Annotated in this window: 5 protein-coding genes; 2 read left to right on the top strand and 3 right to left on the bottom strand. The window is 71.0% G+C overall.

Annotated elements, in window-relative coordinates; genetic code table 11:
* Positions 1–164: 164 nt before the first annotated feature.
* Positions 165–725 carry a hypothetical protein gene (locus tag AB0442_RS41670; protein WP_366168734.1) on the bottom strand — a complete coding sequence of 187 codons (561 nt, stop codon included), beginning with the start codon at positions 723–725 and terminating at the stop codon, positions 165–167.
* Between the two features lie 588 nt (positions 726–1,313).
* Positions 1,314–3,083, bottom strand: a complete 1,770-nt coding sequence (gene fxlM, locus AB0442_RS41665; protein WP_366168735.1) for a methyltransferase, FxLD system — start codon at positions 3,081–3,083, stop codon at positions 1,314–1,316.
* A 510-nt stretch (positions 3,084–3,593) separates the two neighbouring features.
* Between fxlM and AB0442_RS41660 the strand changes: the two genes are divergently transcribed.
* Positions 3,594–4,586, top strand: coding sequence for a DNA-processing protein DprA (locus AB0442_RS41660; RefSeq protein WP_366168733.1), 993 nt, complete (start codon positions 3,594–3,596; stop codon positions 4,584–4,586).
* Positions 4,583–5,320 carry a phosphoribosyltransferase family protein gene (locus AB0442_RS41655; RefSeq protein ID WP_366168732.1) on the top strand — a complete coding sequence of 246 codons (738 nt, stop codon included), beginning with the start codon at positions 4,583–4,585 and terminating at the stop codon, positions 5,318–5,320. The genes AB0442_RS41660 and AB0442_RS41655 overlap by 4 nt, the downstream gene beginning before the upstream one ends.
* A gap of 13 nt (positions 5,321–5,333) precedes the next feature.
* Here the strand turns inward: AB0442_RS41655 and AB0442_RS41650 are convergent, their stop codons facing one another.
* A complete protein-coding gene (locus tag AB0442_RS41650) occupies positions 5,334–5,651 on the bottom strand; it encodes a hypothetical protein (RefSeq protein ID WP_366168731.1) in 318 nt (105 codons plus the stop codon).
* Positions 5,652–5,763: the final 112 nt, after the last annotated feature.

Genomic DNA, 5,763 nt, shown 5'->3' with positions numbered 1-5,763 from the left:
GGCCTGGTCTCCGACCGCTGCGCGGAGCGCTGAAGATCACCAGCCGAACCCTCCAGGCCGACACGCCCCACCCTCAATCGCGCACCAAGTCGTTAACGCTGATTATCGACAAACCGGAGGGGCGCGTTCCTAGCCCGACCGGGAAGCGTGCCGAGCTTCCCTCCTCAGAGGGGTGTGTCCCCGTCGTCGAGACGGGCCAGCAGGTCGCCGGTCGGCCGGTAGTCGGCAGTCGCTTCCGCTTGCAGCCGGTCGGATGCGTCCGCGGGCCGGGGCGCTGCGATACGGGGCCGTTTCTTGACAGGCGGGTTGTTGGCCGCCCATTTCTGCAGGCGGGTGGCGAGCTGCTCCAGGCGGTCGGCGCGAGCGGTGATCTGCTCGCGGATCAGCTCTGCGACTTCGGGCTGGGCTTTGCGGATCCGGGCGGCTTCGTGGGCAAGGCAGGCGGCTTCCCACAGTTCGGCTTCGACGAGGACCTTGACCTCGATGGGGTCGGTCTCGGGCGGGCAGACCGTTTGCACGGCGTCGAGGGCGCGCTGGGCGGCTTGCTGCGCGGGGCGAAGACGGCGGAGCTGCTCGTAGCCGAGTGCGTCGGTGTCGACGGCGCGGCGGCTTCGGACGGCGCGACGGATGCGCAGGCCCGGGAAGAAGAGGCCGTCCGGGTCGAGCCGCATGCTGGCTCCCGGCGGGTAGATGAAGCGGGCCGTGCGGGTCTCGTTGGTGGCCATCGTTCCCCTGGTGTCAGCGGCAGGCGACCGGGTGGTCTTTCGGAACGCCGCTACCTTCTCATGCGCCACGGACGAGGGGTCTCGTTCCGGCGCAATGTGTCTCGCGCCTTGCGACGCTCGACTGCGCCGCGCAGGCCGTGGACCTCGCCGCTGATGGCCGGCTTCTTCACGCAGCAGGCATCGGTCCTCGGCCGACGCAAAGCCACCGCCTCCGTGTTGATAGGAGGCGGTGGCGTGTGGAGCGGTGTCAGGTGGGAGGGGCATCGCCCGGGCCCTGGCGCGGTTCCAGGAGGAGTGGGCCGCGAACGTTCGTGCTGGCCGGCAGCCGCTAACGCTGAGTTTCATGAGCGGTCAGCAACAGGTAGCTGGTGGCTGGCCCGGCGTCTTGAGAAACCTGGGGCCTCCTCGGTCGAGGTCACCGCGTCTGCAGGTTTGGCTGCCCGTGACCATGTCCACCTGGCGGTGGCTATGACGCTCGGAGCACCGGAGGCGGCAACACCGTCGGCTCCTCGGCCAGGTGGCTGAGGAGCGGAGCAGGCGTAGAGAGGGCCGTTGGGCCAATGCGCGGCGAGGCCGCAGTCCGGCCGGTTATGAGGAGTTTCTGGGGGTTGAGGTTGCCGGGCCTGGCGCTGGAGTTGGCGGGTGCCAGTGGAAGGTCAGGCGGGATCCGGGCTTGTCAATGCGGTGATCGTCCGGAAGGGCGGTGACCGGAGTGCCGGCGGGGTGGATGGTCAGCTGCGGGTAGCTGTGGGCTCGGACCTGGTCGTCCCAGTCGCGTACGGCATCCATCAGGCGTTCGGCGAGGGTAGTACCGGCCTGGCCGTAGGCGTGTGCGGTGAACTCGACGGTGCCGGCCGGCGCAGTGCCGGGCTCGGTGGGGGTGTAGGTGAGGTAGGCGAGCGAAGCCTTGCCGAGGAGCGCTGCGGCATCGGCGCCGGGCGGGAGGTCGGCGATGCCCGAGTCCGTCTTCCCATCTTCGGCGAGGCGACAGAAGCCTTGCTGATGCAGGACGGTGGCGAGGTAGAGCTGCAGCGTCTCGAAGGATTCGCCGCGGGCGACTGTCACGCCGGTGCGCACCTCGTGTCGCTCTCCGCGCAGCGCTTCTTCGAGGCCGGCCACCTCCCCGATCGGGCCGTCCTCGAACCGCAGCCGGAGCTCGCCGCCGGCAAGCACGGCTTCCGGGGTGGTGCGGCCGAGGGCGCCGGCGTCTCGGATGAACCCGCAGTACGTCCAGCCGCAGGCAACGAGTTCCTCTCGCCGCTGCTGGAAGGTGATCGCGCGGGTGTATCTGTGTACCTCGAGGGGCACGACCAGGTGCCCGCCCTTGGCGAGTTGCTCGCGCCAGGCCGGAGCGATGTCCCAGGCGTTGTAGGTGACGATGGTCGCGTCGAATCCGCCGCGCGGCACCGCACCAGCGGGCGCTCTGAGCGCGCCGTCGCCCTGGACCGCCACGATGTTCCGCCTGCCGGTCTCCGTGGTGAAGCGGCGAGTGCGCTCCACCACGATGGGGTCGAGGTCGACGGTGACGACCCGGCCCGTGGGGCCGACGACGTGGGCGAGCAGGGCGGCGTTGTACCCGCCCGAGCCGACCTCCAGCACCGCCGCGCCCGGGCGCAGCCGGGCGCTTTCGATCATGTCGGTCTGGAGCCAGACGGCGGGGACGGAGCTCGTGGCGCGGGAGTGTTCGTTGCGGCGGGTGACGAGGGCCAGGTCGTGGTGGTAGGCGTCGGCTAGGCTCGCCTCGGGAGCGAAGCGGTGGCGGGGCACTGTGCGGAGCGCTGAGCGGACCTCGGCGGACGGGGCCCAGCCGGCGTTGATGACGGCCTGGGCCATCGCCTCGCGTCCGCGGGTGGCTTCGATGCTCTCCCCGGGAACGGCCGGCTGTTCGGCGGCGTGGGGGTAGACGCGGACCGCGGCCGGGTGAGGGAGGATGCCGGGCCAGACGGCGTTCAGGGCCTGCGCGGCCGGGGTGAACATCGGGCCGAGGCTGCTGACCCCGTGGAGGTCATGCCACTCCCACCGTAGGAACGTGTCCGCCTCGGAGTTGGTGAGCGTGCCACTCCACTGGGCGATGCGCACGACGGCGGTCAGGCGGGGAACCCCGTGGGAGTCGCCGGTGAGCACCGTCAGCACGGTGGCATCGGCCTCCTCGGCGTGCAGGCCAGTCTCCTCGGCGAGCTCCCGCACCGCGGCCGCCTCGAGGGACTCGGCGCCGGTCGTCTTGCCGCCTTCGACGGAATCGTCCTCACAATGTCGGAGAGTCGACCAGCGGGGAAGTGCACGGGCGTGGTCAGTCCCGCAGCCCCGAGAAGCCCCGGCATCGCTCGGCTTCCGGCCGTACTGTTCCGGCCCAGCCAGGTGGTGGCTGCTTGCCTCAGGCCTCCGGGTGAGCTTCAGTCTTCAGTGATCACGAGCTTCCCGGGCGACCCGCAGGCAGCGGGGAACCTGTGCCCCCTTCACGTCTGTGCTCCAGTGGTGGCCTGCGACAAGGGGTGCCGACTCTACGCGGCCGCCGGTGTTCGCCGACGCCGGGCGCACCGCGGACACTCCCGCGGGGCTTTGCCATGGCGCGATCAGGTCTGGGGGCTGGCCGCGCTCGGGGGTCCGCGGCCAGCCCGCGTGGACCAAGGTTCGCCTGCACCGGCACGCGATGCCGTGCCGACTGCGCCCTGAGGGGCGTCCGATCGCTCTCCCGTGCGATCACCGCTGCGCCGCCCGGGCCAGTCACCGCGGCCCGGCCGTCCCGCCGCTTGGCGGCGGTGCGGCGGGCTGGAGGTCTGTCGGTGGGATGCGCCATGATGGCGGCAGGCCCAAGTTTTCATCGCACCGACCTTCGAACACACCGGGCCGCGAGTAGAAGGATTGATCATGACCGAGCCTGCCCCTGCGCAGGGCCTGCGACCGTCCGAGCTGTCCGACGCCCATCGCGACCTGCTGGCGCTGTGCGCGCTGCGGGTCGATGACGCCTCTGTCGACTGGAGCCTGCTGGCCCGGACGTGTCAGACCCCCGAGGGCATCAACGAGGTCCTTGGCGGGCACTTCCCCGAGCAGTCCGCGGCCGCGCGCAAGAGCTTGCCGATCCTGCTCACCACGCTTCCCGAGCTCGCCGCCGCCCGGGAGCGCGTGGACGCGGAGCTGGAAGCCGCCGACGCGTGCGGCGCACGCCTGGTCACCGTCCTCGACCCGGCCTACCCGGCGAACCTGCGCCTGATCTTCAACCTGCCGCCGTTCCTCTTCTACAAGGGCGAGCTGTCCGAGCGCGACGGTCGCTCGGTCGCGGTCGTCGGCACCCGCGGCGCCTCGGACGCCGGCCTTCGCCGCGCTGCTCGGATGACCCGCGGCCTCGTCGAAGCCGACGTCGTCGTGTACTCAGGCCTAGCCAAGGGCATCGACACCGCCGCACACACCGCGACGCTCGAGGCCGGCGGCCGCACCGTCGCCGTGATGGGCACCGGCATCGCCGCCAAGGTCTACCCCGCCGAGAACAAAGACCTCGCGGCCGCGATCGTCCACCGGGGTGGCGCCCTGTTCTCCCAGTTCTGGCCCACCTCCCCCCCGGCCCGGCACACCTTCCCGCGCCGCAACGTCGTCACCTCCGGCTCCACCATGGGCAGCGTCGTCATCGAGGCCTCCAACACCTCCGGCGCCAAAATGCAGGCCCGCCTCGCCTCCGAGCACGGCAAGCTCGTCTTCCTCCTCCGCTCCCTCACCGACACCCAACCTTGGGCGAAAAAAATGCTCACCGACGGCCGCGCCATCGAGGTCGCCGAACTCGACGACGTCCTCAGCCGCCTCGGCACCGCCGCCCAGGCGCAGCAGGCCGGGCAGCAGCGGATCCAGCTCGCGCTGGCCGGCCTGTGACCGGATCGGCCGCGAACCCTGAGCCCCTCGGATTCCCCCGCTGCGCCGACTGCGCGTACCGGCTGACCGGCGCGCCGGAGATCTGCGCCCGCTGCGCGACGGCGACCCTGCCGCAGGTCGCAGAGGCGCACTGCCTGGTGTGCAGCCAGGCACTGTCCGGCCCTGGCACCGTGTGCGGGAACCGGATCTGCGGCTGGTCACTGGAGCAGCGGCACTTCACCCGGGTCGATGCGGTGGCGATGTACGACGGGGCGCTCAAGCAGACCCTGCCGCTGCTGAAGTACAACGGGCGCCTCGGTTGGGCACTCATCTACGGGCGGCTGATCATCGGGTGGCTCGACAACCACGCCGACCAGGCCGCCGACATCGACCTCATCCTCGGCAACCCGACCTCCCCCGACCGCAAGCCCCGGCACATCGAAGAGATCATGCGCGCGGCCAGCGCCGCGAACCGCACCGGCCGCTGGCCCGTCGCCGACCCCGACCACCCGGTCCCGACGAAGCGCCAGGCCACCGCCCCGTCCGCCGGCACCAGCTGGCAGGCCAAGATGGCAGCTGCCGAAGAGCACGCAGCCGCCATCGACCTCCACACGGCTGTCGCCGGCCGAAAGCTGCTCCTGGTGGACGACGTGTTCACCACCGGCGCGCAAATGACCACCATCGCTCGACTGCTTCGCTCGCACGGCGCCCGGGAGGTACGCGGGCTGGTCCTCGCCCGCGCGCCCTGGCGGTAAGCCCGGAGGCCGGTCAGCCCATCTCCGGGCGCCGGCGGAGCTCCTCGATCTCGGCCACGACCTGCAGCCGCTGCGACTCGCCGAAGGGCCAGGGCACCGGCTTCCAGGGGATGCGTCGCCCAGAGAACAATGCAGCGATCAGCAACTCCGCCTGGGCGGTCTCCAACCATCCCTCTGGCGCTGCAGGCAGGGTGATCCACCAGATCGCCGTGCTCGACTTGCCGGGGGGGTAGACGTACTCGCCGTGCCACCGAGTCACCAGGCCCAGGCTCTGGAGCTCGTAGAGGGCATCGCCGATGTGCCGCTGCCTGGCGATCTTGTAGCTGGTCATCACCTCGCGCTGGCCCTGCAATGCCGTTGCTTGAGTCAGTGAACTATTGCCGGTCGCAGGGTGATGACCTTGGGCGCGACGCGTCGTGTCGGCTGCCGGTCATGGGTGCTGA

Origin of the sequence: Kitasatospora sp. NPDC085895, from assembly GCF_040702125.1 — a bacterium.
In the GTDB taxonomy this organism is placed as follows: domain Bacteria; phylum Actinomycetota; class Actinomycetes; order Streptomycetales; family Streptomycetaceae; genus Kitasatospora; species Kitasatospora arboriphila.
This window is presented reverse-complemented; position numbering and strand designations above follow the sequence as displayed.